This window comes from Saccharopolyspora ipomoeae, from assembly GCF_029952525.1.
Taxonomy (GTDB): Bacteria; Actinomycetota; Actinomycetes; order Mycobacteriales; family Pseudonocardiaceae; genus Saccharopolyspora; species Saccharopolyspora ipomoeae.
On the sequence record NZ_JASAOF010000003.1, the window covers coordinates 171,577 to 195,219 of the forward strand.

General features: G+C 71.8%; 22 protein-coding genes and 1 riboswitch. Of the genes, 6 read left to right on the forward strand and 16 right to left on the reverse strand.

Annotation, left to right across the window (positions count from 1 at the left end; translation table 11 throughout):
- Window positions 1-52: 52 nt before the first annotated feature.
- Window positions 53-463 carry a secondary thiamine-phosphate synthase enzyme YjbQ gene (locus tag QFW96_RS07410; protein WP_281454800.1) on the forward strand — a complete coding sequence of 137 codons (411 nt, stop codon included), beginning with the start codon at window positions 53-55 and terminating at the stop codon, window positions 461-463.
- A gap of 114 nt (window positions 464-577) precedes the next feature.
- On the opposite strand, the gene QFW96_RS07415 is transcribed toward QFW96_RS07410, so the two are convergent.
- Together QFW96_RS07415 and QFW96_RS07420 are read right to left on the reverse strand one after the other, a co-directional pair.
- Window positions 578-1,399 (reverse strand): phosphatidylinositol-specific phospholipase C/glycerophosphodiester phosphodiesterase family protein, encoded by an 822-nt coding sequence (locus QFW96_RS07415; RefSeq protein WP_281454801.1) that lies wholly within the window; start codon window positions 1,397-1,399, stop codon window positions 578-580.
- Between the two features lie 83 nt (window positions 1,400-1,482).
- Window positions 1,483-3,228 carry a proline--tRNA ligase gene (locus QFW96_RS07420; protein WP_281454802.1) on the reverse strand — a complete coding sequence of 582 codons (1,746 nt, stop codon included), beginning with the start codon at window positions 3,226-3,228 and terminating at the stop codon, window positions 1,483-1,485.
- Window positions 3,229-3,562: 334 nt separating this feature from the next.
- Between QFW96_RS07420 and QFW96_RS07425 the strand changes: the two genes are divergently transcribed.
- The 3 genes from QFW96_RS07425 to QFW96_RS07435 all read left to right on the forward strand — a co-directional run bounded on the left by QFW96_RS07425 (window position 3,563) and on the right by QFW96_RS07435 (window position 6,958).
- Window positions 3,563-4,456, forward strand: coding sequence for an endonuclease domain-containing protein (locus tag QFW96_RS07425; protein ID WP_281454803.1), 894 nt, complete (start codon window positions 3,563-3,565; stop codon window positions 4,454-4,456).
- Between the two features lie 17 nt (window positions 4,457-4,473).
- Window positions 4,474-5,217, forward strand: coding sequence for a peroxide stress protein YaaA (yaaA, locus tag QFW96_RS07430; RefSeq protein ID WP_281454804.1), 744 nt, complete (start codon window positions 4,474-4,476; stop codon window positions 5,215-5,217).
- 217 nt (window positions 5,218-5,434) lie between these two features.
- Window positions 5,435-6,958: a DEAD/DEAH box helicase gene (locus QFW96_RS07435; RefSeq protein ID WP_281454805.1), complete on the forward strand. Its 1,524-nt coding sequence runs from the start codon at window positions 5,435-5,437 to the stop codon at window positions 6,956-6,958.
- A 227-nt stretch (window positions 6,959-7,185) separates the two neighbouring features.
- On the opposite strand, the gene cobA is transcribed toward QFW96_RS07435, so the two are convergent.
- Genes cobA through QFW96_RS07455 form a run of 4 tightly spaced genes read right to left on the reverse strand, consistent with a single transcriptional unit; the run spans window position 7,186 to window position 10,941 of the window.
- Entirely contained in the window at window positions 7,186-8,397 is a 1,212-nt protein-coding gene (gene cobA / locus QFW96_RS07440) for a uroporphyrinogen-III C-methyltransferase (RefSeq protein WP_281454806.1), read from the reverse strand.
- Entirely contained in the window at window positions 8,378-9,283 is a 906-nt protein-coding gene (locus tag QFW96_RS07445) for a sirohydrochlorin chelatase (RefSeq protein WP_281454807.1), read from the reverse strand. Before QFW96_RS07445 ends, cobA begins: the two co-directional genes overlap by 20 nt.
- On the reverse strand, window positions 9,280-9,891 hold the full coding sequence (locus QFW96_RS07450; RefSeq protein WP_281454808.1) for a precorrin-8X methylmutase: 612 nt from the start codon (window positions 9,889-9,891) through the stop codon (window positions 9,280-9,282). The genes QFW96_RS07445 and QFW96_RS07450 overlap by 4 nt, the downstream gene beginning before the upstream one ends.
- A 15-nt stretch (window positions 9,892-9,906) precedes the next feature.
- Window positions 9,907-10,941: a HoxN/HupN/NixA family nickel/cobalt transporter gene (locus QFW96_RS07455; protein WP_281454809.1), complete on the reverse strand. Its 1,035-nt coding sequence runs from the start codon at window positions 10,939-10,941 to the stop codon at window positions 9,907-9,909.
- 97 nt (window positions 10,942-11,038) lie between these two features.
- Window positions 11,039-11,163, reverse strand: a riboswitch (cobalamin riboswitch).
- 182 nt (window positions 11,164-11,345) lie between these two features.
- Between QFW96_RS07455 and QFW96_RS07460 the strand changes: the two genes are divergently transcribed.
- Window positions 11,346-11,615: a DUF1876 domain-containing protein gene (locus QFW96_RS07460; protein ID WP_281454810.1), complete on the forward strand. Its 270-nt coding sequence runs from the start codon at window positions 11,346-11,348 to the stop codon at window positions 11,613-11,615.
- 322 nt (window positions 11,616-11,937) lie between these two features.
- Here QFW96_RS07460 and QFW96_RS07465 read toward each other — a convergent pair whose 3' ends face one another.
- Window positions 11,938-12,792, reverse strand: coding sequence for a LysR substrate-binding domain-containing protein (locus QFW96_RS07465; protein ID WP_281454811.1), 855 nt, complete (start codon window positions 12,790-12,792; stop codon window positions 11,938-11,940).
- Window positions 12,793-12,884: 92 nt separating this feature from the next.
- On the opposite strand from QFW96_RS07465, the gene QFW96_RS07470 reads away from it, so the two are divergent.
- Complete coding sequence (locus QFW96_RS07470) at window positions 12,885-13,772, forward strand: DMT family transporter (RefSeq protein WP_281454812.1); 888 nt, start codon at window positions 12,885-12,887, stop codon at window positions 13,770-13,772.
- Here QFW96_RS07470 and QFW96_RS07475 read toward each other — a convergent pair.
- From QFW96_RS07475 to cobO, 9 genes are all read right to left on the reverse strand, one after another.
- Window positions 13,751-15,175: an aminotransferase class I/II-fold pyridoxal phosphate-dependent enzyme gene (locus QFW96_RS07475; RefSeq protein ID WP_281455166.1), complete on the reverse strand. Its 1,425-nt coding sequence runs from the start codon at window positions 15,173-15,175 to the stop codon at window positions 13,751-13,753. The genes QFW96_RS07470 and QFW96_RS07475 overlap by 22 nt on opposite strands.
- A 39-nt stretch (window positions 15,176-15,214) precedes the next feature.
- The gene (locus QFW96_RS07480) at window positions 15,215-15,397 is read right to left on the reverse strand and encodes a DUF362 domain-containing protein (RefSeq protein WP_281454813.1); all 183 of its coding nucleotides are present in this window, start codon (window positions 15,395-15,397) and stop codon (window positions 15,215-15,217) included.
- Window positions 15,387-17,141, reverse strand: coding sequence for a precorrin-3B C(17)-methyltransferase (gene cobJ, locus QFW96_RS07485; protein ID WP_281454814.1), 1,755 nt, complete (start codon window positions 17,139-17,141; stop codon window positions 15,387-15,389). Before cobJ ends, QFW96_RS07480 begins: the two co-directional genes overlap by 11 nt.
- A gap of 185 nt (window positions 17,142-17,326) precedes the next feature.
- Window positions 17,327-18,526 carry a precorrin-6y C5,15-methyltransferase (decarboxylating) subunit CbiE gene (gene cbiE, locus QFW96_RS07490; RefSeq protein ID WP_281454815.1) on the reverse strand — a complete coding sequence of 400 codons (1,200 nt, stop codon included), beginning with the start codon at window positions 18,524-18,526 and terminating at the stop codon, window positions 17,327-17,329.
- The gene (locus QFW96_RS07495; RefSeq protein ID WP_281454816.1) at window positions 18,511-19,674 is read right to left on the reverse strand and encodes a cobalt-precorrin-5B (C(1))-methyltransferase; all 1,164 of its coding nucleotides are present in this window, start codon (window positions 19,672-19,674) and stop codon (window positions 18,511-18,513) included. The genes cbiE and QFW96_RS07495 overlap by 16 nt, the downstream gene beginning before the upstream one ends.
- Entirely contained in the window at window positions 19,658-20,941 is a 1,284-nt protein-coding gene (gene cobM / locus QFW96_RS07500) for a precorrin-4 C(11)-methyltransferase (protein WP_425524727.1), read from the reverse strand. Before cobM ends, QFW96_RS07495 begins: the two co-directional genes overlap by 17 nt.
- Window positions 20,935-21,672, reverse strand: coding sequence for a precorrin-2 C(20)-methyltransferase (cobI, locus tag QFW96_RS07505; RefSeq protein WP_281454818.1), 738 nt, complete (start codon window positions 21,670-21,672; stop codon window positions 20,935-20,937). The genes cobM and cobI overlap by 7 nt, the downstream gene beginning before the upstream one ends.
- Window positions 21,669-23,027 (reverse strand): cobyrinic acid a,c-diamide synthase CobB, encoded by a 1,359-nt coding sequence (locus QFW96_RS07510; protein ID WP_281454819.1) that lies wholly within the window; start codon window positions 23,025-23,027, stop codon window positions 21,669-21,671. The genes cobI and QFW96_RS07510 overlap by 4 nt, the downstream gene beginning before the upstream one ends.
- Window positions 23,021-23,635 carry a cob(I)yrinic acid a,c-diamide adenosyltransferase gene (cobO, locus tag QFW96_RS07515; RefSeq protein WP_281454820.1) on the reverse strand — a complete coding sequence of 205 codons (615 nt, stop codon included), beginning with the start codon at window positions 23,633-23,635 and terminating at the stop codon, window positions 23,021-23,023. The genes QFW96_RS07510 and cobO overlap by 7 nt, the downstream gene beginning before the upstream one ends.
- Window positions 23,636-23,643: the final 8 nt, after the last annotated feature.

Consider the following 23,643-nt stretch of genomic DNA (forward strand, 5'->3'; position numbering starts at 1 on the left):
CATCCTCGCACCGATCGGGCCGTCGCGGGGAGGTCGAGCCTACGGTTGGGACATGCACAGCGAAGAGATCGAGATCCGCACCGGGAGCCGCGAGGTGGTTCGCGACCTGCGCGACGAGTGCGCGCGGTTCCTCGCTTCGGCCGGTGCCGGCGACGGGCTGCTCAACCTGTGGGTGCCGCACGCGACGGCGGGCCTGGCGATCATCGAGACCGGCGCGGGCAGCGACGACGACCTGCTCACCGCCCTGCGGGACCTGCTGCCGGGCGACGACCGCTGGCAGCACCGCCACGGTTCCCCCGGCCACGGCCGCGACCACGTCATGCCCGCGTTCGTCCCGCCCTACGCCACGATCCCGGTCCTCGACGGCCGCATGACCCTCGGCACCTGGCAATCGGTCTGCCTCGTGGACACCAACATCGACAACCCCACCCGCAAGATCCGCCTCAGCTACCTCCCCGGCTGAGCGACCCCCGATCGAAAACCGCAACTTTCATCGCGTCGAAAACCCCGGTTTTCGCGCGACGAATGTTGCGGTTTTCGCGCGATGAATATGGGAGTTTCCGACGCGGGTCGGGTTTCAGCTGGTCAGGAACTCCTGGAGGCCGGCCAGGTCGTCGGAGTTGATGTGGTCGACGCCGACCTCCCGCAGGACGCTCCAGACGGCATCGCGTTCGGCGCCCTCGCTGTCGGGGGTCGCCCAGAAGCGGACTCGCTGTCCTGCGGCGTGGGCGTCGCCGACGATCTGCTCCAGCTTCTCGCGCTCCTCGGCGGGCATGTCGCCGGAGCCGTTCCAGCCGAACACCTCGGTCCAGTCGTCCGAGACCAGCGGCACCAGGTTCGGGTCGGCACCGATCGAACCGCCGGTGCCGCCGTCGAGGAACGCGTAGCGGTCGGTCTGGCCCTCGACGTACTCGGTGGGCTTCTCGCCCGAGATCACCACGGTCACCGGGCCCTTCGTGACGGTGCCGTTGTCGTAGTGGGTGAACAGACCCGCGTACTCGTCGTCGCGCATGATCTCGTCGAGCCGCTTGTAGCCGTCCTCGCCGAAGGTCTTGAAGTCGACCAGCAGCTGGAAGTCGACGTCGTGGCCCGGGTAGAGGCCACCCGCGTTGACGCGCTCCACCAGCGGGTCGAGGTAGAGCGACTCGATGGTCCGGTCGGGGCGGAGCTGGAACGGGTCGTGGCCCACCAGCAGCTGATCGCCCAACGGGTAGATGTCGGCCTCGACGCTGGTGAAGCCGTGGTCGAGCGCGTCCAGCAGCGGGCGTTCGTGCAGGTAGTCGTTGTGCGCGTGCGCCTGGGCCAGCGGCTCGACCTCGGCCGGAGCGGCGTGGGCGCTGGGGGCGAGCAGGGTCAGCGCCGCGACCGCGGGTAACAGGAAACGCGTGGGGGAACGCATGGAAGAAGGCCTCCGGTGGTGATCGGTCGATCACCACCGGAGGCTAGTGCGCTCGCCCAGCTCAGCGGGCTCGCTGACGTGATTTACCCACGCACGACGCCGATGAGGTGCGACACGGCCTCGTCCGCGGCGACCTCGGTGCGCTCACCGGAGATCCGGTCGCGGACCTCGACGACGCCGTTGGCCAGGCCCTTGCCGACCACCAGGATCGACGGGATGCCGACGAGCTCAGCGTCGGCGAACTTGACGCCCGGCGAGACCGTGCGGTCGTCCAGCATCACCTGCACACCGGCCCGGTCGAGCTCGGCGGCCATCTCCTCGGCGCGGGAACGGACCGCCTCGTCCTTGCCCGCGATGACCACGTGCACGTCGGCCGGGGCGACCTCGCGCGGCCACGCCAGGCCCATGTCGTCGTGGCTCTGCTCGGCGATCGCCGCCACCAGGCGGGACACGCCGACGCCGTAGGAGCCCATCGTGATGCGCTTGGGCTTGCCGTCCTGCCCGAGCGCGTCCAGGCCGAACGCGTCGGAGTACTTGCGGCCCAGCTGGAAGATGTGGCCGATCTCGATGCCGCGCGCGGCGACCAGCGTGCCCTGGCCGTCGGGCGACGGGTCGCCCTCGCGGACCTCCGCGGCCTCGATCGTGCCGTCCGGGGTGAAGTCGCGGCCGCACACCAGGTCCAGCACGTGGTGATCGGTCTTGTCCGCGCCGGTCACCCACGCGGTGCCGGTGACCACGCGCGGGTCGACGACGTAGCGAACACCGTTGTCCTGCAGGGCCTTCGGGCCGATGTAGCCCTTGACCAGGAACGGGTTGGCAGCGAAGTCGGACTCCTCCAGCAGCGCCACCTCGGCGGGCTCGACGGCCGCCTCGAGGCGCTTCATGTCGACCTCGCGGTCGCCGGGGACGCCGATGGCCAGCAGCTCCCACTCCTGCGCACCCGGCCGGCGGGTCTTGACCAGCACGTTCTTCAGGGTGTCGGCGGCGGTGAACTTGCGGTCGGTGTTGGCGTTGAGGAAGTCGACCAGCGACTCGATCGTCGGCGTGCTGGGCGTGTGGTGGACCTCGGCGGCCGGCTTGTCCTCGACGGACTCCGCGGGCGGCGCGGGCGTGACCACGGCCTCGACGTTCGCGGCGAAGCCGGAGCCGGTGCTGCGGACGAAGGTGTCCTCACCGGTCTCGCTCTCGGCCAGGAACTCCTCGGAGGCCGACCCGCCCATCGCGCCCGAGGTGGCGGCCACGATCACGTAGCGCAGGCCCACCCGGTCGAAGATCCTGATGTAGGCGTCGCGGTGCTTGCGGTAGGACGCCGACAGGCCCTCGTCGTCGATGTCGAACGAGTAGGAGTCCTTCATCACGAACTCGCGGCCGCGCAGGATGCCCGCGCGCGGCCGCTCCTCGTCCCGGTACTTGGTCTGGATCTGGTAGAGCATGACCGGGTAGTCCTTGTAGGAGCTGTACTCGCCCTTGACGGTGAGCGTGAACAGCTCCTCGTGCGTCGGACCGAGGAGGTAGTCGGCGTTCTTGCGGTCCTTGAGGCGGAACAGGTTGGGGCCGTACTCGGTCCACCGGTTGGTCGCCTCGTAGGGCTCCTTGGGCAGCAGCGCCGGGAAGTGGATCTCCTGCGCGCCGATCGCGTCCATCTCCTGGCGCACGACCTCCTCGACGCGCCGCAGCACGCGCAGCCCCAGCGGCAACCACGAGTAGATGCCGGGCGCGATGCGCCGCACGTAGCCGGCCCGCACGAGCAGCTTGTGGCTCGGCACCTCGGCGTCGGCCGGATCCTCGCGCAACGTACGCAGGAACAACGTCGACATCCTCGTGATCACGGCTACCGGCTCCTAGTTCGACCGAAGTAAGGGAATACAGGCAGGGTAGCGACCCCCGTCACCAGCACGGCTGCGCGGTCACCCCAACCACCACCCCATCCTCCCCACCCCCAAACAACCAGGTCAAACCCATTTCCTCCCCACCTCCACTCCCCACATGTCAAAAACTGCAACATCCACCGCGCGAAAACCGCGGTTTTCGACACGTCAAAAACCGCGACATTCGTCGTGCGAAAACCGGGGTTTTCGTTCGGAGGTCACACGTTGGTGGGGTTTCCGTGGGGAGTTTGGGGTTCGGTGTATCTGACGGGGGTGGTTTCACCTCATTAACTGCGTGAGGAAATCTGAGCAGCCGCCGATCATCCCGGATGGCCCGATCTTCGTCTTCCGACGTTGCGAGGCCATCGCCGCGGAACTGAAGGACCGACATCTCAAGTATTGGTTCCTGCGCGTCATGCAGGGCGTGTACACGACCAAGGACACACCGCTCACCCACGAGCTCAAATGCGCGGCGGTGGCGAAGACCCTGCCCGAAGGGTCGGTCATCACCGGCTTGTCCGCCGCGACCCTGCGAGGAGTGCCGTTGGCGGACTTCTCGACGCCGGTGGAAGTCATCGTGCCGGCGAACGCGTTGATGATGCGCAGGAAGGGCGTGTCCTGTTCGTCGGTTCGCATCGGTGAGGCCGAGCACTCGCCGTGGCGCGGGGTGGGGGTTGCGGGGTTCGCGCGGATCGCGTTGGACCTGCTCAGGCAGCGGTCGATCAGCAGGGCGGTCGCCCAGGTCGATGCCCTGCTGCACGCCGGGGTCATCGGGGTCGACGCGATCGTGGCGTTCCTGGCCGGCCGGCACGACGCCGGGATCCGGCGCGCCTGGCTGCACGTCCCGTACCTCGACGAACGCGCGGAATCGCTTCCCGAATCGGTCCTGCGGGTCGAGTTCAACCTGAGCGGACTGCATCCCGAACCGCAGGTGGAGGTCTACGACGGGAACCGGTTCGTCGCGCGGCTGGATCTCGCGTTCGAGGAGGTCAAGGTGGCCGTGGAGTACAACGGCGGACTTCACGCCGAGCCCGAGCGGGCCGCGCGGGACCTGGAGCGCTACCGGCGGCTGCACGCGTTGGGGTGGCTGGTGTTCGTGGTGACCAACGAGGACCTCCGCGGCGACCTCGGGAAGGTCATCGCCGAGGTGGCGGCTGCTGTGAGGTGGCGGGGAGGGGTGGCTGCGTGAGCGCTTACCCTGGTGGAGTGTTGGTTCTGCTGCCTCCTTCGGAGACCAAGGCCGCGGGTGGGGACGGTGCTCCGCTGGAGCTGGACGCCCTGTCGCACCCGGAGCTGAACGGGACTCGCCGAGAGCTCGTCGACGCTCTGTCCACTTTGGCTGGTGATGTGCCGCGAAGCCTTGAGGTGCTGGGGATTTCCGAGCGCCAGGTCGACGAGGTCGAGCGCAACGCCGAGCTGTGGACGTCCCCGACGACGCCCGCGCTGGAGCGCTACACCGGTGTGCTCTACGACGCCCTGGACGTCGGCTCGCTGGAGCCCGCGCAGCGCAAGCAGGCCGATGCGCGGCTCGCGGTGGCCTCGGCGCTGTTCGGGCTGGTGCGCGGTACCGACTCGATCCCCGCCTACCGGCTCTCCGGCGGAGGTTCGCTGCCGGGCATGGGCACGTTGCGCAGCGTGTGGCGGCCGGTGCTGGAACCGGTGCTTGCCGCAGCCGACGATCTCGTGCTCGACCTGCGTTCGGGTGCCTACGCGGCGCTGGCCAAGGTCCCCGGCGCGGTCGAGGTGCGGGTGCTGTCCGAGGACGCCGCCGGCAAGCGCAAGGTCGTCAGCCACCACAACAAGTCGCACAAGGGACACCTGGCGCGGGCGCTGGCCTGCGCCGCGGAGGAACCGGCCACCGTCGAGGACGTCCTGGAGGTCGCCGCCGAGGCGGGACTGCGGGTGGAGCGCGAGGCCGACCGCAAGCTGTGCGTCGTCGTCACCGCTTGAGACGTTCCGCACAGCCGACTCCTGCGGCCCGGCGGCCGCGGCCGGTCGGATAGACTGCGGGATGTCCGCGGCCGGAACTCGGCCGCAATGCGAGCGGCGTCCGCCGCGTTCGCCCACCCATCGGCGCGAGATCGCGCCGGGCTCGTCCTCGTGATCGCCCGCGGAATGGCCCGCGAAGCTCTCCCCGTGACGTGCCTACTTCCGGGGAGTGCTCTTCGTGCCTTCTTCTTCCGCCACGCCCGCACGCCGCAACCAGCAGGGACGTCCGCGTCGACGTCGCCCGCAGGCCAAGGCGGGCAACGCCAAGCCGGCGAAGCGCAGCCTGTTCGACGAGGTCGGCGTGACCGCCGTCGACCCGGCGCCGTTCGCCGACCTGGGCCTGCCGAAGCGACTGGTGCGCGCCCTGCACGACAACGGCATGCGGGAGGCCTTCCCGATCCAGGCCGCCACGATCCCGGACGCGCTGACCGGCCGCGACGTGCTCGGCCGCGGCCAGACGGGATCCGGCAAGACGCTGGCGTTCGGGCTGCCGCTGCTGGCGATGCAGACCGAGAACGCGCGCCCGATGCGGCCGCGCGCGCTGGTCCTGGTGCCGACCCGCGAGCTGGCCACGCAGGTCACCGATTCGCTCAAGCCGCTGGCCAAGTCGCTGGGCCTCTACGTCCGCGAGGTCGTGGGCGGCACGTCGTTCAACCGGCAGGTCGACACGCTGCGGCGCGGCGTGGACGTCCTGGTTGCCACGCCCGGCCGGCTCAACGACCACCTGCGGCAGGGAACCTGCGATCTGTCCGAAGTGGAGCGCACCGCGCTCGACGAGGCCGACCAGATGGCCGACATGGGTTTTCTCCCGCAGGTGCGGGAAATCCTCGACCTGGTGCCCTCCGACGGTCAGCGGCTGCTGTTCTCGGCGACCCTCGACGGTGACGTCGACAAGCTGGTCGAGCGGTACATGACCGACCCGGTGGTGCACTCGCTGGCGCCGCCGTCGGCGAGCGTGGACAGCATGGAGCACCACCAGTTCCTGGTGTCGACGACCGACAAGCAGTCGGTGCTGGCCCGCATCGCCGCGCGCGACGGCCGGACCATCATGTTCGTGCGCACCAAGCACCACGCCGACCGGCTCGCCAAGAAGCTGCGCGCGGTCGGCGTCGAGGCCGGTGCGCTGCACGGCGGGAAGGCGCAGAACGCGCGCACCCGCATCCTCGACGAGTTCAAGAACGCCTCGTCGAGCACGCTGGTGGCCACCAACGTCGCGGCGCGCGGCATCCACATCGACGACGTGAGCCTGGTGGTGCACGTCGAGCCGCCGGCGGACCCGAAGGACTACCTGCACCGCGCCGGTCGCACCGCCCGCGCCGGTTCCAGCGGCACGGTGGTGACGCTGGTGACCGACGACCAGAAGCAGGCGTTCCGCGCGATGGCCAACCAGGCCGGTGTCACGGCCATCACGACCGAGATCCGGCCGCACGACGCCGAACTCGCCCGCCTCACCGGCGCCCGCGAACCGTCCGGCACCCCGCTGGCCGTCCCGCAGCGCCAGCAGCCCAAGCCCGCGAAGTCCCGCGGCGAACACCGCCCCCAGCGCGCCCCGCGGGGCACCGAACCCTCCCGCCGGGGCGGAGATTCGCCCCGCCGCGGCACCGGCTCGGGCTCCGGGAACAACCGCGCCCGCCGAGGCGGCACCAACGGCGGCCGCACGGGGGCTCAGCAACGGGCTCGCCGCTCCAACTCCCCCCGCTGACCCCTCCTCACCAACACGGGCGACCACGAATGCCGTCGTGGTCGCCCGTGTCCTGCCCGCTGCTCGTGTTTCACGATTTCAACGGAAGTCGGAACCCCGATTTCAATGGAGATCAGGCGTCTGAGTTCCATTGAAATCGTGAAACCCGGTGCGGGATCCCGAACGGCAGATGTCCCTGGCGAGTGAGTGCTCGCCAGGGACATCTGCCGTTGGGATCCGTTGTGCGGTCAGTCCTTGAGGGCCGCTACCGGGCCGATGACGATGACCGCCGGGGGTTTGATGTCGTGGGCGCGGACGTCGTCGGCGACCTGGGCGAGGGTGGTCTTCAGGGAGCGCTGGGTGTCGGTGGTGGCTTCCTGGACGACCGCGACCGGGGTGTCGGCCGGGCGGCCGTTCTTGATCAGCACCTCGGCGAACGCCTCGATGCGCTGGACCGCCATCAGCAGCACCAGGGTGCCGCGCAGCCGGGCCAGGGCCTCCCAGTCGACCAGCGAGCGCTCGTCGTCGGGGGCGACGTGGCCGGAGACCACGACCGCCTCGTGCGCCACCCCGCGGTGCGTGACCGGCACGTCGGCCATCGCCGGGGCCGAGAACGCGCTGGTGATGCCCGGGACGACCGTCACCGGCACACCGGCTTCGGCGCAGGCCAGCAGCTCCTCGAAGCCCCGCCCGAACAGGTACGGGTCGCCGCCCTTGAGCCGGGCGACGAACTTGCCCGCGCGGACCTTCTCGATCAGCGTCTCGTTGATCACCTGCTGGCTCGCCGAACGCCCGTAGGGGATCTTCGAGACGTCGATGACCTCGACGTGCGAGCCCAGTTCCTCCAGCAGCTCGCGCGGCGCCAGGTGGTCGGTGAGCACCACATCGGCCTTGGCCAGCAGCCGCCGCCCGCGCACCGTGATCAGGTCGGGGGCACCGGGCCCGCCGCCGATCAGCGCGACGCCGGGGGCGTGCGGTTCGGGGTGCTCGTCGACGACGCCGGACTGCACGGCCTCCAGCAGCGCGTCGCGGACGCCGGCGCTGCGGCGCGGCTTGCCGCCCGCGAGCACGCCGAGCAGCAGCCCGTCGTGCTCGGCGACGGCGGGCGTGACGGCACTGCCCTCGGTGGCGTTGTCAGAGCGGACGCAGAACACCCGGTCGCGCTCGGCTTCCGCACCGACGGCCGCGTTGACCTCGTCGGACGAGGTCGCGGCCACGGCGTACCAGGCGCCGTCGAGGTCGCCGTCGCGGTAGTCGCGACGATGCCAGGTGATCTCGCCTGCGTCGGCGAGCGCCTCGACCGCGGGCGTCGCCTGCGGGGCGATCACCTCGACGGCGGCGCCCGCCTTGATCAGCCGGGGAAGCCGTCGCTGCGCGACGGGCCCGGCACCGACCACCACGACGCGGCGACCGGTGAGGTCGAGTCCGGCGAGGTAGTGGTTATCCGATGGAGTGGCCATGTGCGTGTCCGTGTGCGTGACCGTGTCCGGTCGGGTCGTCGGGGTGGTGGTGCGGCGTCTGCGGCGCACCCAGTTTGTCCTCGAATCCCGGCAGCAGCACCCGGTACGCGCAGGTGTCGCAGTTCATCCGGATGTCGCCGTGGAGGGCCTCGTGGTAGCGCTCCACGACGAGGTCGACCAGGGCGTCGCAGTCTCCCAGGTATCCGGCGACCCGGACGTCGATGTCCTGCGCGGTGTCGGCCCACTCGCGCGCCTGCGTCACGACGCGCTGCGGCAGCACGCCGTCGAACAGGAAGTACGGGGCCACCACGACGCGCTTGGCCCCGAGCTTGCGAGCCCGGTCCAGCCCGCCGGGGACGTCCGGCGATGCCAGGGAGATGAACGCGGTCTCAACAGTGTCGAAGCCGCAGGTCTCCTGCAAGAGGCGTGAGACCTTGCACACCTCGGCGTTGGCGTCGGGGTCGGTGGAGCCGCGGCCGACGAGAACCACTGCGGTGTCGGCCCATTCCTCGCGCGGGACCTGCTCGGCGATCCGCTCGGCGAGCAGGTCCAGCAGGATCGGGTGCGGCCCGAGGGGACGGCCGAAGACGAACGACGTGCCCGGGTGGCGGCGGACCTCGCGCTCCAGCGCGGCGGGGATGTCGCCCTTGCCGTGGCCCGCGGCGACGAGCACCAGCGGCACGGCGGCCATCCGGCGGTGGCCCTTGTCGGTGAGCTCGGCCCAGGACTCGGTGACCGCGGGGGCGGACAGCTCGATGAAGCCGCCGGAGGCGTCGACTCCGGCGGCGGTCATGCGCGCCTTGAGCCGCTCCAGGAAGGAGTGGAACTCGGCCACTCCGCGCTCGTCCACCGTGCCGTGGCCCACGACCAGCAGCGGTTCGGTCACCGGTTACCTCCAGGTTCTGCCCAGTAGAGCAGGGCGTTGACGGCGGCTGCGGCGATCGCCGCGCCACCGCGTTCGGTCAGGGTGCTCACGGCCGGCAGGCCGCTGCGCCGCAGAGCGGCCTTGCTGTCGACGGCACCGACGAACCCGACGGGCACGCCGATGATCAGCGCCGGTTCCAGCTCGCCGTGGTCGGCGAGCCGGAGGAGCTCGGTGAGCGCGGTGGGTGCGTTGCCGACCGCCCACACCGCGCCGCGCGGGTGCTCCCGGGCGGCCAGCCGCATCCCGGCCGCGGAGCGGGTGAGCCCGTCGGACGCGGCCAGGTCGGCAACGCCCGGGAAGTCCAGTCCGATGGTGACCTCGCGGGCGGTGACGCCGGAGGCGACCATGCGCACGTCGGTGATCAGCGGCGCGCCGGACAGCAGGGCCTCGCGGCCCTGCCGCAGGGCGTCCTCGTCGGCGACGACCTCACCGGTCCAGCTGGGGTCGGCGGTGGTGTGCACGACGCGTTCGACGACCGCGCGGGTCAGCGGTGCGAACCGGTCGAAGTCGGCTCGGGACCGCATGATCCGGTAGGACTCGGTCTCGATCGGATGGACTGCGCGCCTCATGGTCTTCCCTGTTCCCTATCCGATTTCCGCGCTTTTTCGTGCGGTGAACCGCCACCACATCGCCGCACCGCCCCAGACCAGCAGGAACAGCGCCAAGGTCAGGTAGCCGAGCAGCTCGAACTGGTCCGAGATGGCCGCGATCCCGCTCAGGAAGTCCACGCCCAGGTCGGCCAGCAGGCCGCAGAGGACGACGAAGGCGACCAGGGCGGCGAGCCCGACGGTCAGCGCGGTGGTGGTGACGTTCACCCACAGCCGCCGCAGCGGGCGGGCCAGCGACCAGGTGTAGGCGCGGGACATCAGCATTCCGTCCACGCTGTCCACAGTGCACATCCCTGCGGCGAACAGCAGCGGGAGGCTCAGCACGGCGATGGCCGAGAGGTTCGCACCCGGGGTGACCATCGCCAGCACGGTGATCTCGGTGGCGGTCTGCATCCCGAGGCCGAACAGCAGGCCGATGCCGAACAGGTGCCAGGAGCGGGCGACGCCCTGCATCCGGCCGCGCAGCACGCGCGCGAGCAGTCCGCGCCGTCCTAGGACGAGTTCGACCTCGTCCTCGTCGACGGCGCCGCTGCGGGCGCGGCGCAGCAGCCGCCAGGCGTCGCGCAGCACGAGTCCGTTGAGCACCGCGAGGGTGGTCAGCACGATGACGACGATCAGGTGGACGAAGGTGGCCATCCGCACGCCGGTCTGCTCGGCCCACTGCTGGGCGGCGGGTCCGGCGATGAACGCGACGGCGCAGGCCAGCAGCAGCACGACGCTGGCGTGGCCGAGGGCGAACCACATGCCGGTGGACACCGGGCGCCTGCCGCGCTGCATGAGCAGCCGGGTGGCGTCGTCGATGACGGCGACGTGGTCGGCGTCGAAGCCGTGCCGCAGGCCTAGCAGGTAGGCGGTGGTGCCGGCGGCGGCGAGGCCCCCGGCGGCGCTGAACGCCTGTTCGTGCAGCAGGTAGGCACCCCAGCCCGCGAGGTGCAGTGCTCCGATGGCGGCCAGCAGGGCCGCTGATTTCCGGCGCTCGCGTGCGCCCCAGCCGGCGGTGCGCCGGCTCACTTCGGTATCCCGACTCATGGGATCTCCGACCTCCTGGGTTCTCCCGCCCGGGGTTCGGTGGCCGCGCGCCGCGGGTTCGCGGCACGGGGCCGGCGCGCAGTGTCCTGACTCCCGGATCGGCGTGGTTCCCCCGCCTTCCAGCTGGTGGCAGCCGTGGCGATGGGTGGGGACCACTCCCCGGTCACAGTGGCGGGACCGTCCCGGATTCGCACCGGGTTCCTGCACTGTCGGCGACAGTCATCCTTGCCTGATCTACGGTCCGAGGTCAAACCTGGTGAAATCGATCACGTTGCGTGATCTAGTCGGCCGCACCCTTCGACCGAAGGCGCTTTCAACCGGCTCGATCGGGGTACTCGGTCGGGTGAGCCCGTTGCTCCGGCTCGACGCGCGTCAAGGAGGCCATCATGAACGAGACGCACTCGATCACGCTGAACATGCAGGTCGTGGAGGCGGGAGCGAAGACGACGGCCGACGTCGGACTCACCACGCCGAGCGGGCAGCCGCTGCACGGTCACGGCACGGCGCGCAGGCACCCCGACGATCCCGAGGTACCGCAGATCGGCGATGAGATCGCCATCGCCCGCGCCCTGTTCGAGCTCGGCCACAAGCTCCTCGACCACGCCTCCGACGACATCGGGGACCGCCTCCACCGGCGGGTCCACCTCCCGGCCTGAGGCCGGACCTCACCCCACCCACAACGCGAGGTTTTCATGAAAACCTCCCCCACCCCAGGAGGTGAAATCCCCTCACGACCCCCTCAGAAGATCGAAGTTTTCATGAAAACTGTCACCCCTCAGGAACCGGGAGGTTTTCATGAAAACTTCCCCTCTCCCTCGTGAACGGAAGTCCGTCGGGAGGTGATCACCCTCGGTGGGGGGACAGTTTTCATGAAAACCTCCCGTTCCCGAGGACGGGACAGTTTTCATGAAAACTTCGGGGTCTCGGGGTGGGGACAGTTTTCATGAGAACTGTCCCCATCGAGTTCTCGGGTGGGGGTCATGCGACTTCGGTTAGGACGTCGCGGACCACTCGGGCGGCGGCCGCGGGGACGTCCGGAGATAGGCCCGGGCGGGCGCGGACGCGGAGGTCGACCGGGTCGAGGCGGGGCAGGTCGCGGCGTTCGAGCAGCCCTACCGGCCGGGTGCGGGTCGACGGCAGGAGCGTCACGCCCAGCCCGGCGCGGGTCGCCGCGAGGACGCCGGAGAGATCGGCGGCCTCGCACACCAGGTCTGGGCCGCGGCCGAGCGCGTCCACCGCCGCGATCGCGTGCCTGCGCAGGGTGCACGGTTGGTCGAACACCACCATCGGCAGCGGCCGGTCCTCGGTCGGCGGCTCCCAGCCCGGCGCGGAGAACCACTCCAGCCGGAACCGGCCCGCGTCGATGCTGCGCTCGTCGACGGTGTCGTCGATGAGCAGCGCGATGTCGATGCCACCGCGATCGACGGAGTCGGCAAGCCGGGCCGTGCGGTCGAGGCGGAAGCGGATCTCGCGGTCGGGGAACGCCGCGCGCAGCCCGGAGGCCAGCTCGGGCAGGAAGCGGTCGGCGGCGTGCTCGGTGGAGCCGAACACGAGCGTGCCGCGCCCCTCCGCGCCGAGCCTGCGCACCGCGTCGTCGTGCACGTCGAGGATGCGGCGGGCCTCGGCGAGCAGCAGTTCGCCCTCGGCGGTGAAGCGGGCCTGCCTGCCCTCGCGGACGACCAGCTTGCGGTCCAGGGTCCGCTCCAGCTTGCGCAGGTGCTGGCTGATCGCGGACTGCGTCAGGTACAGCGCCGCCGCGGCCCGGTGGAACCCGCCGCAGTCGGCGACGGCCACCAGGCTGCGCAGCGCGACGACGTCGAGCACTGCACTCATGCACCCAGCCTAGACCGATCAGCATCCGCGATCGATCGCGATCGCTTATCGTTGTTGGACGCCGAGCTGTTCGGGGCCGGATTCTGTTAGCCATGCAAACCTCGCGGTCGATCCCGCTCTCGCTGGCCGCCCCGATCGTCTTCTTCTGGGCCAGCGGCTACCCGACCGGAGCGCTGGGCGTGGCCGCCGCGTCGCCGTTCCTGCTCACCGCCGTCCGGCTGACGCTGGCCGCGGCGATCCTGTCGGTGATCGCGCTGGCCGGACGGGCCGTGTGGCCCAGCGGCGGGGCCGTCGGGCACAGCGCCGTGGCGGGACTGCTGACGCACGCCACGCAGTTCGGCGGCTGCTACGGCGGCATGGCCGCCGGGGTGCCCGCGTCGGTGACGGCCCTGGTGATCTCGATGAACCCGGTGCTCACGGCCGCGCTGGCGGCGCTGCTGCTGCGCGAGCGGCTGAGCCGGTCCCGGCTGCTCGGGCTCGTGCTGGGCGTGCTGGCGGTGCTGGTCACCCTCGGCGGGCAGGTGGCGGCCGAGGGCGAGTGGAACCCGGCGATCCTGCTGACGCTGCTGGGGCTGCTCGGCTTCTCGGCCGGCGGCCTCTACCAGCAGCGCTACTGCGGCGGCATCGACATCCGCTCCGGCGCCGCCGTGCAGACGATCGCCGGGGCGCTGGTCATCGCCGCCATCGCGGTCGTCGAGGACGGCCACGTGACGCAGTGGGCCCAGGCGGGGGTCGCGGTGCTGTGGCTGGTGATCACCGGGTCGGTGCTGGGCGTGAGCTGCTACCTGCGGGCGGTGGCGGTCGGCGGGGCGGCGCGGGCCAGCGCCCTGTTCAGCGCCGTACCGCCGCTGACCGCCGTGATCGCCTGGCCGGTGCTCGGCGAAACCCCTTCGCTCGCGGTGCTGCTCGGCATCGCCCTGGCGACCGCGGCGTGCGTGCTGGGCACTCGCGCACCGGTTCAGGCGGTGCGGCGGATCTGATCCCAGGCCGCTTCGACGTGCCTGCGCTCGGTGGCGGGCGAGCCGATGGCCAGCCGCAGCCACGTCCGGCCGTCGATCTTGGTGTGGGTGAGGAAGAGCTCGCCGGATTCGTTGAGCGCGTCCATCACCCGGTGGGTGCGCGCGTTGGCCTCCTCGACCGCCAGGTCCGGGTAGCGCGGCCGGAAGCACACCAGCCCGAGCGGATGCGGCTCCAGCAGCGCGAAATCGGGGTCGTCGCGCACCCATCCGGCGAACTCCTGGGCGAGCGCGACGGTGCCGCGGATGTGCTCGCGCAGCCCTTCGGCGCCGTACCAGCGCAGCACCGACCACAGCTTCAGGGACCGGAACCGGCGACCGAGCGGCACCTGCCAGTCCCGGTAGTCGATCACCTCGCCGGATTCGCTGGCCGCGTTGCGCAGGTACTCCGGCAGGATCGACAGCGCCTCGATCATCGGCGCCCGGTCGGCCAGCCACAGCGCGCTGCAGTCGAAGTTCGTCAGCAGCCACTTGTGCGGGTTGGTGCAGTAGGAGTCGGCGAACTCGCCGACGCCGTCGTTGATCCAGCGCAGCTCCGGGCACACCGCCGCCACGCCCGCGTAGGCGGCGTCGACGTGCAGCCACACCCCGCGCCTGCGGCAAACCTCACCGATCTCGCGCACCGGGTCGATCGCGGTGGTGGAAGTGGTGCCGATCGTCGCGCACACCATCGTCGGCACCGCACCGGATTCGAGGTCGGCGGCGATGAGCTCGTCGAGGTGGCGGGCGTCCATGCCGAGCGAGTCCGGGGCGGTGTCGACCACGCGCACGTTGTCGGCCCCGATCCCGGTCATCCGCGCGGCCCGCTCCAGCGAGGAGTGGGTGTGCGCGGAGACGTAGAGGACGTGGCGGCGGGTGATGCCGCGCCGCGCGACGTCCTCACCGGTCCGCTGCAGCGCCGCCAGGCAGGCCACGAGCACGGCGCTGGACGCGGAGTCCTGGATGACCCCGCCCCCGGCCGCGTCGGTGCGGAAGTGCGGTGGCAGACCGAGGAGTTCGACCAGCCAGTCCATCACGACGGTCTCCAGCTCGGTGCAGGCCGGGCTGGTCGCCCACACCATGCCCTGCACGCCGAGACCGCTGGAGAGCAGGTCGCCGAGGACGGAGGGACCGGTGGCGTTCGACGGGAAGTAGGCGAAGAACCCCGGGTGCTGCCAGTGCGTCACCCCCGGCAGGAGGATCTCGTCGAGGTCCCGGAGGACCTGATCGAACCCCCCACCGCGCTCCGGCGGGTGCGCGGGCAACTTCGCCCGCACCTCCCCCGGCCCCACCTGCGACCGCACCGGGAACGACTCGATCCCCGCCCGGTAGTCCGCGATCCAATCCACGACCTGCTTGCCCCAACGCCGGAACTCCTCCGGCGACATCTCCCCGGTCACCGAACCACCCTCCCACCCCGAACGAGCTCAGCGCAGCAGGTCGATGGCGTCCCTGGGGCAGATCTCGACGCATTCCCCGCAGGACGTGCAGGCTTCGGCGACTACCCGGGGGCGGCCCGGAGCCGGGCGGAGGGCGTGTTCCGGGCAGGTGAGCAGGCACGCGCCGCAGGCGGTGCAGGCGTCGGTGATCGTCAGCGGGTCAACGGACATCGCCCGCCATCCAGCGGTAGCCGCGCGGGGTGACCATCCGGCGACCGACCACGGTGGACTGCGAGGAGCCGACGACGACCGTGGTGAACATGTCCACCTCGGCCGGGTCGAACTCGGCGATCGGGGCGCACCAGACCTTCTCGTCCGCGCGGCTGGCCTGGCGGACCGCGCCGACCGGGGTGGTCGCCGGGCGGTGCTCGGCGAGGATCTCCAGGGCCCGGCCGAGCTGCCAGTGCCGCTGCACCGAACGCGGGTTGTAGAAGCACACCACGAGGTCGCCCTCGGCGGCGGCGCGCACCCGGCGCTCGATCATCTCCCACGGCGTGTGCAGGTCGGACAGGCTGATCAGGGCGTGGTCGTGGCCGAGCGGGGCGCCCAGCAGCGACGACGCCGACAGCGCCGCCGTCACGCCCGGAACGCCGACGACCTCGATGTCCACGTCGGCCTTCTCCAGCGCCGGGCTGGCCATCGCGTACACGCCCGCGTCGCCCGAGCCGATCAGCGCGACCGCGCGACCCTGCTTGGCGAGCTCCACCGCCTCGGCCGCGCGCGCCTCCTCGGCGCCCAGGCCGGTGGCGCGCTCCTCGGTGCCGGGGCGCAGCAGGTGCCGGACCTGGTCGAGGTACTGGTCCAGGCCCACGACCACCGAGGCGCGGCGCAGCTCGGCGTCGGCGCGCGGGGTGCGCAGGTCGGGAGCGCCGGGCCCGATGCCGACGATGGCGAGCCTGCCGCGCGGGCTGATGCGGGCCGCGGCGACGGTGACGTTCTCGCCCTTGATCTTGTCGGCGACCAGCTCGACCGGAGCGCCGTAGGCGAGCTCGTCGGCCGCGTGCAGCGCGGAGGCCTCGGCGACGCTGGGCGTGCCGACCTCGCTGCGCACCACCTCGCTCGGGTTCGGCACCTCGACCCCGGCCAGCACGTCGGCGGAGTAGGTCAGCAGCGACAGCTCCTCGCCCTCACCGGAGTGCCAGAAGCCCAGGTCCTGCACGGCGTCGAGGATGCCGGCCTCGTCCGCCTTGAGGTCGACGCTGGCGAAGGCGCGGATGGCGCGCGGGTCCAGCCCGTGCTCGCTGTCGAGCCGGGCGATGGTCTCGGTGACCGCGGTGCGCGAGACGCCGCGCGCGGACCCGACGCCGACGACCAGGGTGCGCGGGATGAGGCGCAGCGTGCGCTCCTCGTCCTCGACCGGGCGGCGGTCGTCGATCACCACCGTCCACGCCGGGTTCGCCACGTCGGCGGCGACGTTGGACGGCAAGGCGGGCAGCGGGAAGCCGTGCGGGTTGACCAGCCGGACCGGCTCGCCGTCGAGGATCGCCACCCCGCAGGACGGCAGGTCCCCGTCGACGGTCGCGTCGAGCTGGTCGACGAGCTCGTCCAGCGCGGTCGTGCCGGTGGAGTCGGTGGCGGTGGTGATGACCGGGGTGCAGCCGAAGACCTCGGCGACCTGCTCCGCCAGCTCGTTCGCGCCGCCGCCGTGGCCGCCGGCCAGGGCGATGGCGAAGCGCTGCGCCTCGTCGACGCTGACGATGCCCGGGTCGGTGTGCTTGTCCTGCAGCAGCGGCGCGACCAGGCGGATCGTGGCGCCGCTGGCGAGGAAGAACACCGCCGCGTCGAGGTGGTCCCAGAGCCGGCGGACGGCCGGTCCGATCGGACCGTCGGCGACCAGGGCTTCCGGCCCCAGCCGTCCGGCGAGTTCGGCGGCCGCCCGCCGTCCCGCCGCGGTCACCGCGAACAGACCGATCACTGCTACTCCCCTACCTCGTTCGTCTCGTTCCCCGGATCGGGTGAAAACACCCTACGACACTCCGAGCCGGGGGCAGTTTTCGCCAGAACTGCCCATGATCAATGTCCGTTTTGCCCGGACAGTTCTCACTAAAACTGTCCCCTGGTGACCGAGGCACGCGCGGAACCCGGCTCCCCGGACGGGAGTCAGGGCTTCTTGGTGCCTGTGAGGAGGACCACGGGGTTGGCGGCTTCCAGGCGGGAGGAGCCGTCCGGGAGTTCCGCGAGGCGGGAGGACGCGAGCTGGACGCCCTCGACCGCGTAGCCCGCCGAGCGCAGCGTCTCCCGGGACGGGCCGACCCGGTCCAGGGCCGCCAGGGCCACCACGACGCGCGACGCTCCCGCGTGGGCGCAGGCGGTGACGACCTCGTTGCCGCCGCCACCGACGAAGATCGCGTCCGGCTTGGGCAGCTCGCGCAGCGCCTGCGGCGCCTTGCCCTCCTCGATCCGCACGTCCACGCCGTGACCTGCGGCGTTGGTGACCATCCGGACCACCTGCGCCTCGTCGGACTCGACGGCGATGGTCGCCGCGCCCATCCGGGCGCACTCCACGGCCACCGAACCCGAGCCCGCACCGACGTCCCAGACCAGCACGCCCGGGCGCGGGGCCAGCCGGGCCAGCGCCACGGCGCGCACCTCGGCCTTGGTGATCATGCCGTCGCGGTGCGAGAACTCGTCCTCGGACAGGGCCCACCCGGTCGCGGGCGGGACCGGCTCGCCACCGGCCATCCAGCCGCGCTGCGGCACCTCGTCGGCATCGGCCAGGCACAGCACCACGTTCGGCTCGAACCAGGTGCGCTTGGCCGCGTCGGCCGGGTCGATGGTCACCACCGACTCGTTCGGCCCGCCCAGGTCCTCGCCGACGATCATGGTGCGCCGCCAGCCCGCCAGCCCGGACGCGATCTGCGCCGGACCCGACTTCGGCGCGGTCAGCACCGCCACCGCCGGGCGCGCCCGGCAGACGTTGATCGCCGCGCCCAGGTCGCGCCCGTGCGCGCTGACCACCACGACGTCGTCCCAGGACCGGCCCGCGCGCGCCATCAGCCGCTGCACGCTGGACGTCGCGGGCAGCACCGCGCACCGGACGCCGCGCTCGCGCAGCGCGCGCACCGCGCCGAAGAAGCCCGGGTCACCGGAGGCCAGCACCACGCCCTGCTCGTCGCCGGAGAGCGAGGACAGCGCGTTGAGCGCCGGTTCCAGCGGTCCGAGTTCGAGCCGCTTCGCGTGCTCGGGCGCGTGCGCGTCCAGGTGCCGCTTGCCTCCCACGACCAGCCGCGCCTGCTCCAGGACCTCCGCGCCACCCGGCGGCAGCGCTGCCCCGTCGACCCCGATCACCGTGACTGCCACGTCACCCACCTCGCCTCGGTGGCCGCGACCACGTGCTCACCCTCGAAGTCGACCATGGCGACCCGAACACGCAGCCTGCGACCGCACTCCTCGCTGAACCGCTCCAATACTGCTGCCACCAGCTCGCACAACCGGTGCGCACACGCCGAGAAGAAGTCACCGCGCTGCCACACCTCGTACGCGCGGCGGGCCGTGGCGGCCTCGCTGACCTCGGCGACGTCCTGCTCGCTGCCGCCGAACTCCGCCGTCAGCCGACCGAGCAGACCGGTGTCCACCTTGGACCGCGTGTAGTGCGTCATCACCACGCCGGAGGCGAGCTTGGTGAGCTTGCCGATCATGCCGACGAACACGACCTCCTCCAGCCCGTGCTCCACCGCCCGGCGCACGGCGGCGCCGGTGAAGTCGCCGACCTCGATGAAGGCGACCTCGGGTTCGTCGGGCAGCAGCCGCATCGCGACCCGCTCGGTGCGCCCGCCGGTGGACAGCACCGCCACCCGGCCCCGCTGCGCGGACAGCACCGACACGGCCTGCTCGACGCTGGAGCGCCACGACGCGGTGGAGAACGGCCGGACGATGCCGGTGGTGCCGAGGATCGAGATGCCGCCGAAGATGCCCAACCGCCGGTTGGTGGTCTTGTAGGCCATCTTCTCGCCGCCGGGCACCGTGATCGTGACGTCCGCGCCGCGCTCGCCGAGCACCTCGCGGACCGAGTCGGTGATCATCTGCCGGGGCACCGGGTTGATCGCCGGGCCGCCGACCTCCAGCCCCAGGCCGGGTTTGGTGACGGTGCCGACGCCCTCGCCACCGTGCAGCACGACCTCGCCGTCCTCGCGGGACGTCACGGTGACCGTCAGCCGCGCGCCGTGCGTGACGTCGGGATCGTCGCCCGCGTCCTTGACCACCACGGCCGTGGCGGGCTCGGCGCTGCCGGAGTCGACCGGGAAGCGCCGCCGCTTGCCGTCCGGGAAACCGATGTCCACGGTGGCCGGGAGCTCGCCGGTGACCAGCAGCTCGGCCGCCGCCCTGGCCGCCGCCGCAGAGCAGGCACCGGTGGTGAAACCGGTGCGCAGCGCCTTGGGCCGGACCTTCGCGGTGCGCGGGAGGTCCGGCTCGCGCAGCGGCGGCTGCGGATCACTCTGACTGCTCATCCGGCTTCGCCGCGGGCTTGCGCTTGGCAGGCTGTTTGGACTTCGCCGCCGGCTTGGCCGGGGCCTTGCGCTTGGTCGTGCCGGACTTCGCGGTGCCGGTCGACTTGCGCGCGGTACCGGTCTTGGCGGCCGTGCGAGTGGTCGTGACGGTCGATTCCGCCTGCGGCGCAGCGGTTTCCGGAGCCGCCTGCTCCGGTTCGGCCGCGTCCTCCGCGGTGAACAGCTCGGACTGCGACTCGTCGGCCTGGCGGATCGGGATGGAGCGGTTCGCGCCGAAGCGCGCCGCGCCGCGCGCGGTCTCCTGCCAGTCGCGCACGGCCCACCAGGCCGCGTCGGACTCCTTGAGCTGCGTGGCGGCGTCCGCCGCGGCCACGTCGGCCTTCGCCGTCTCGGCCTTCGTCGGGGCGGTCTCAGCCTTCGCCGGGGCCGGGTCGGGCTCCTGCGGCTTGTCGGCCCGGCGGGAGGAGCGCTCGGCGCGCAGCGCGCGGCGGGCCTCCTTGTCGGCCTTGCGGAAGGTGTGGAAGTGCCCGGCGTGGTACAGGTGCGAGCGCGTGCCACCGGCGGTGAGGCCCTTGCCGATGATGAACAGCGTGTGCCGCCACAGCTTGTGCTTCTTGCAGTCGGCCTCCAGCTGACCCAGCGTGCTGCGCACCAGCAGCTCGTCCGGCCAGGTCACCTTGTAGGCCACCAGCACCGGGGTGTCGTCCGGGTAGCCGCCCGCGCGCAGCTCCTCGACCAGCTGGCCGGTGCGCGCGGCGGACAGGAACAGCGCCATCGTGGTGCCGTGCTTGGCGAACTCGCGCACCTTCTCGCCGTCGGGCATCGGCGTCTTGCCGCCCTCCAGGCGGGTCAGCACCAGCGACTGGGCGACCTCCGGGACGGTCAGCTCGCGGCCGATGGACGCCGCGGCGGCGGAGAACGCTGCGACGCCGGGCACGATCTCGACTTCCAGGTTCATCTTGATCGCGGAGTCGTACTGCTCCTGCACCGCGCCCCACAGCGAGGGGTCACCGGAGTGCACGCGGGCGACGTTGAGCTTGTCGCGCTCAGCGCGCCGGTAGATCTCCAGCGCCTGCTCGTGGGTGAGCCGGGAGGAGTCGACGAGCTCGGCGTCCGAGCGCGCGTGCTCCTGCACGCACTCCGGCGTGACCAGGCTCGCGGCCCAGACCACGATGTCGGCTTCGGCGATTCGCTTGGCGCCGCGGACCGTGATCAGGTCGGCCGCGCCGGGTCCGGCGCCGATGAACGAGATCCGGCCAGTCACCATTGCTCTCCTCTTCCGCCTCGGGGTGGCAGCACTACCACTGTCGACAAGTAAGGCGCATCGTCCACATCGGACACTTCAGCAAGCGGTAGTACCCGCGCATCCGGCGTGCCCAGGTGCTCGGCGTAGACCGAGCGGTCCAGAGCTCCGCTCTCGCCGATCGCGTCGCGCAGCTCACCCAGGCGTCGCCCGCCTTTGTAGGCAACGACCGTACCGCGCGACCGCAACGCCTCCCGCAGCGCGGTGACGTCGCGCAGCACCGGCATCACGGTGAGTGGTTCCGAGCCCTCGGTGAGCGCGATGCCCGCCTGCGACGCGGTCGCCTGCATCGCGGTGATCCCGGGCACCGTCGCGATCTCGACCTCGGGCAACAGCTCGGCGACGGCCGCTGCCAGATAGCTGAAGGTGGAGTACACGGCGGGGTCGCCCAAGGTGGCGAAGGCCACCGTGCCGCCCTGATCACGCAGTCGCTTCGCGACGGTCTCGGCCGCGTCGTCCCAGTGCCTGCGGCGGCGTTCCTGCGGCCCGTCGACCGGGTCGGCGAGCGCGAACACGAGCCGCTGGACGCGGGTGTCCGCTCCCAGGTGCGCGCGCACGATCGCCTCGGCGCGCCCCTGCTCCTCGGGGGCGAGGACGGGCACGTACACGGTGTCGGCGTCGCGGATTTCGCGCAGCGCCTTCAGGGTCAGCATCTCCGGATCGCCGGGTCCGACCCCGACTCCGACGAGTCTCATCGCAGGCACCTCTCGACGAATCGGGCCACCGCGCCGGGATTCCCGGCCGGGTGGGTGTGCAGGTAGGAGGCGTGCACCCCGCCGCGGACGAATCCCTCGCGGTGCGCGCCGGAGGGACCGCGCCAGAACCAGGCCGGCGGATCGCCGTGGCCGGGTTCGGTTGCGGTGCGGTGGAATTCGTGGCCGCTCACGCGGGCCCCCTCGGCGAACAGCGGGGATTCGCCCGCGGCGACGGCGTCGCGGTAGCCGAGGGTGAGCCGCGGCGACATGGCCGCGCGCACCGGCAGCGCCCCGCACATCGGCTCGCCGTCGAGGGATTCGCCGAGGTAGAGCAGCCCGCCGCACTCGGCGTGCACGGGGGCACCGGAGTCGGCGAAGGCGCGGATCTCGTCGCGCAGCGCGGTGTTCGCCGACAGCGCGGAGGCGTGCTGCTCCGGGAACCCGCCCGGCAGCACGAGTCCGGCGGTGCTCTCGGGCAGTCGCTCGTCGCGCAGCGGGTCGACGAGCGCGACCTCGGCCCCGGCGGCTTCGAGGAGTTCGACGTGCTCGGCGTAGCCGAAGCTGAACGCGCGCCCGCCGGCCACGGCGACCACCGGTCGCCCCTGCGGGGTGACTTCGGCGGCCGGGTCCCAGGCGGATCCGGGCAGGTCACCGGCGGTGCGGGCGAGCGCGGTGACGGCGTCGAGGTCGACCGAGCGCTCGACGACGTCGGTCATCGCCTCCACGGCCCGCAGCGCTTCGGCGCCGTGCTCGACTGCGGTCACCAGGCCGAGGTGCCGCGAGGGCACCTCCAGGTCGTCGGTGCGCGGGATGGCGCCGAGCACCGGTAAGCCCGCGTTGTCGGCGGCGGTGCGCAGCACCTCCTCGTGACGCGGCGAGCCGACGCGGTTGAGCAGCACCCCGGCCACCCGCACCTGAGGCCGGTAGGCGCGGAAGCCGTGCAGCAGCGCGGCGAGGCTGTGGCTCTGCCCCTTGGCGTCGACGACGAGCACCACGGGTGCGTCGATGAGCTGCGAGACGTGCGCGGTCGAGCCGAAGGCGACCTCCTCGTCACCCCCTATGCGGCCGTCGAACAGGCCCATCACGCCTTCCACCACGGACAGGTCGGCCCCGGCCGACCCGTGGTGCAGCAGCGGTGCGATGCGGTCCGCGCCGACCAGCACGGGGTCGAGGTTGCGCGCGGTCCGGCCGGCGGCGATCCGGTGGTAGCCGGGGTCGATGTAGTCGGGGCCCACCTTGAAGGGCGCGACGCGGTCACCGCGTCTGCGCAGCGCACCGAGCAGGCCGGTCACCGCGGTGGTCTTGCCCTGCCCCGATGCCGGGGCGGCGAAGACCACCCGATCGGGGTTCACCACTCGATGCCCTTCTGGCCCTTCTGCCCGGCGTCCATCGGGTGCTTGACCTTGCCGGTCTCCATCACGAGGTCGGCGGCGTCGATGAGGGCCTGCGGCGCGTAGCGGCCGGTGATGACGACGTGCTGGTGGCCTTCGCGCTCGCGGAGCTTGGCGACGACCTCGTCGACGTCGACCCAGCCCCAGTGCAGCGGGTAGGTGAACTCGTCGAGGACGTAGAGGCCGTGGCGCTGCTCGTCGAGGCGGCGGGCGATCTCCTGCCAGCCTTCGAGCGCGGCGGCGGCGTGGTCCTCCTCGGTGCCCTTCTTGCGGGTCCAGGACCAGCCCTCGCCCATCTTGTGCCACTCGACCGGTCCGCCTTCGCCGGTCTCGTCGTGCAGGCGGCCGAGCGCCCGGAACGCGGACTCCTCGCCGACCTTCCACTTGGCGGACTTGACGAACTGGAAGACGCCGATGTCCCAGCCCTGGTTCCAGCCGCGCAGCGCGAGCCCGAACGCGGCGGTGGACTTGCCCTTCATCTCACCGGTGTGCACCACGACCAACGGCCGGTTGCGGCGCTGGCGAGTGGTCAGTCCATCGGCTGGCACGGAAGAAGGCTGTCCCTGAGGCATGCACTGAC

Bases quoted from the DNA above. Each gene is read 5' to 3' on its own strand.
- QFW96_RS07495 (WP_281454816.1), bottom strand. From the start codon at position 19,674: ATGAGCAGTCAGAGTGATCCGCAGCCGCCGCTGCGCGAGCCGGACCTC.
- cobO (WP_281454820.1), bottom strand. From the start codon at position 23,635: ATGCCTCAGGGACAGCCTTCTTCCGTGCCAGCCGATGGACTGACCACT.
- QFW96_RS07450 (WP_281454808.1), bottom strand. From the start codon at position 9,891: ATGAGGCGCGCAGTCCATCCGATCGAGACCGAGTCCTACCGGATCATG.
- QFW96_RS07465 (WP_281454811.1), bottom strand. From the start codon at position 12,792: ATGAGTGCAGTGCTCGACGTCGTCGCGCTGCGCAGCCTGGTGGCCGTC.
- QFW96_RS07470 (WP_281454812.1), top strand. From the start codon at position 12,885: ATGCAAACCTCGCGGTCGATCCCGCTCTCGCTGGCCGCCCCGATCGTC.
- QFW96_RS07415 (WP_281454801.1), bottom strand. From the start codon at position 1,399: ATGCGTTCCCCCACGCGTTTCCTGTTACCCGCGGTCGCGGCGCTGACC.
- cobI (WP_281454818.1), bottom strand. From the start codon at position 21,672: ATGAGACTCGTCGGAGTCGGGGTCGGACCCGGCGATCCGGAGATGCTG.
- QFW96_RS07460 (WP_281454810.1), top strand. From the start codon at position 11,346: ATGAACGAGACGCACTCGATCACGCTGAACATGCAGGTCGTGGAGGCG.
- QFW96_RS07475 (WP_281455166.1), bottom strand. From the start codon at position 15,175: ATGTCGCCGGAGGAGTTCCGGCGTTGGGGCAAGCAGGTCGTGGATTGG.
- QFW96_RS07480 (WP_281454813.1), bottom strand. From the start codon at position 15,397: ATGTCCGTTGACCCGCTGACGATCACCGACGCCTGCACCGCCTGCGGC.
- cobA (WP_281454806.1), bottom strand. From the start codon at position 8,397: ATGGCCACTCCATCGGATAACCACTACCTCGCCGGACTCGACCTCACC.
- cobM (WP_425524727.1), bottom strand. From the start codon at position 20,941: ATGGTGACTGGCCGGATCTCGTTCATCGGCGCCGGACCCGGCGCGGCC.
- QFW96_RS07410 (WP_281454800.1), top strand. From the start codon at position 53: ATGCACAGCGAAGAGATCGAGATCCGCACCGGGAGCCGCGAGGTGGTT.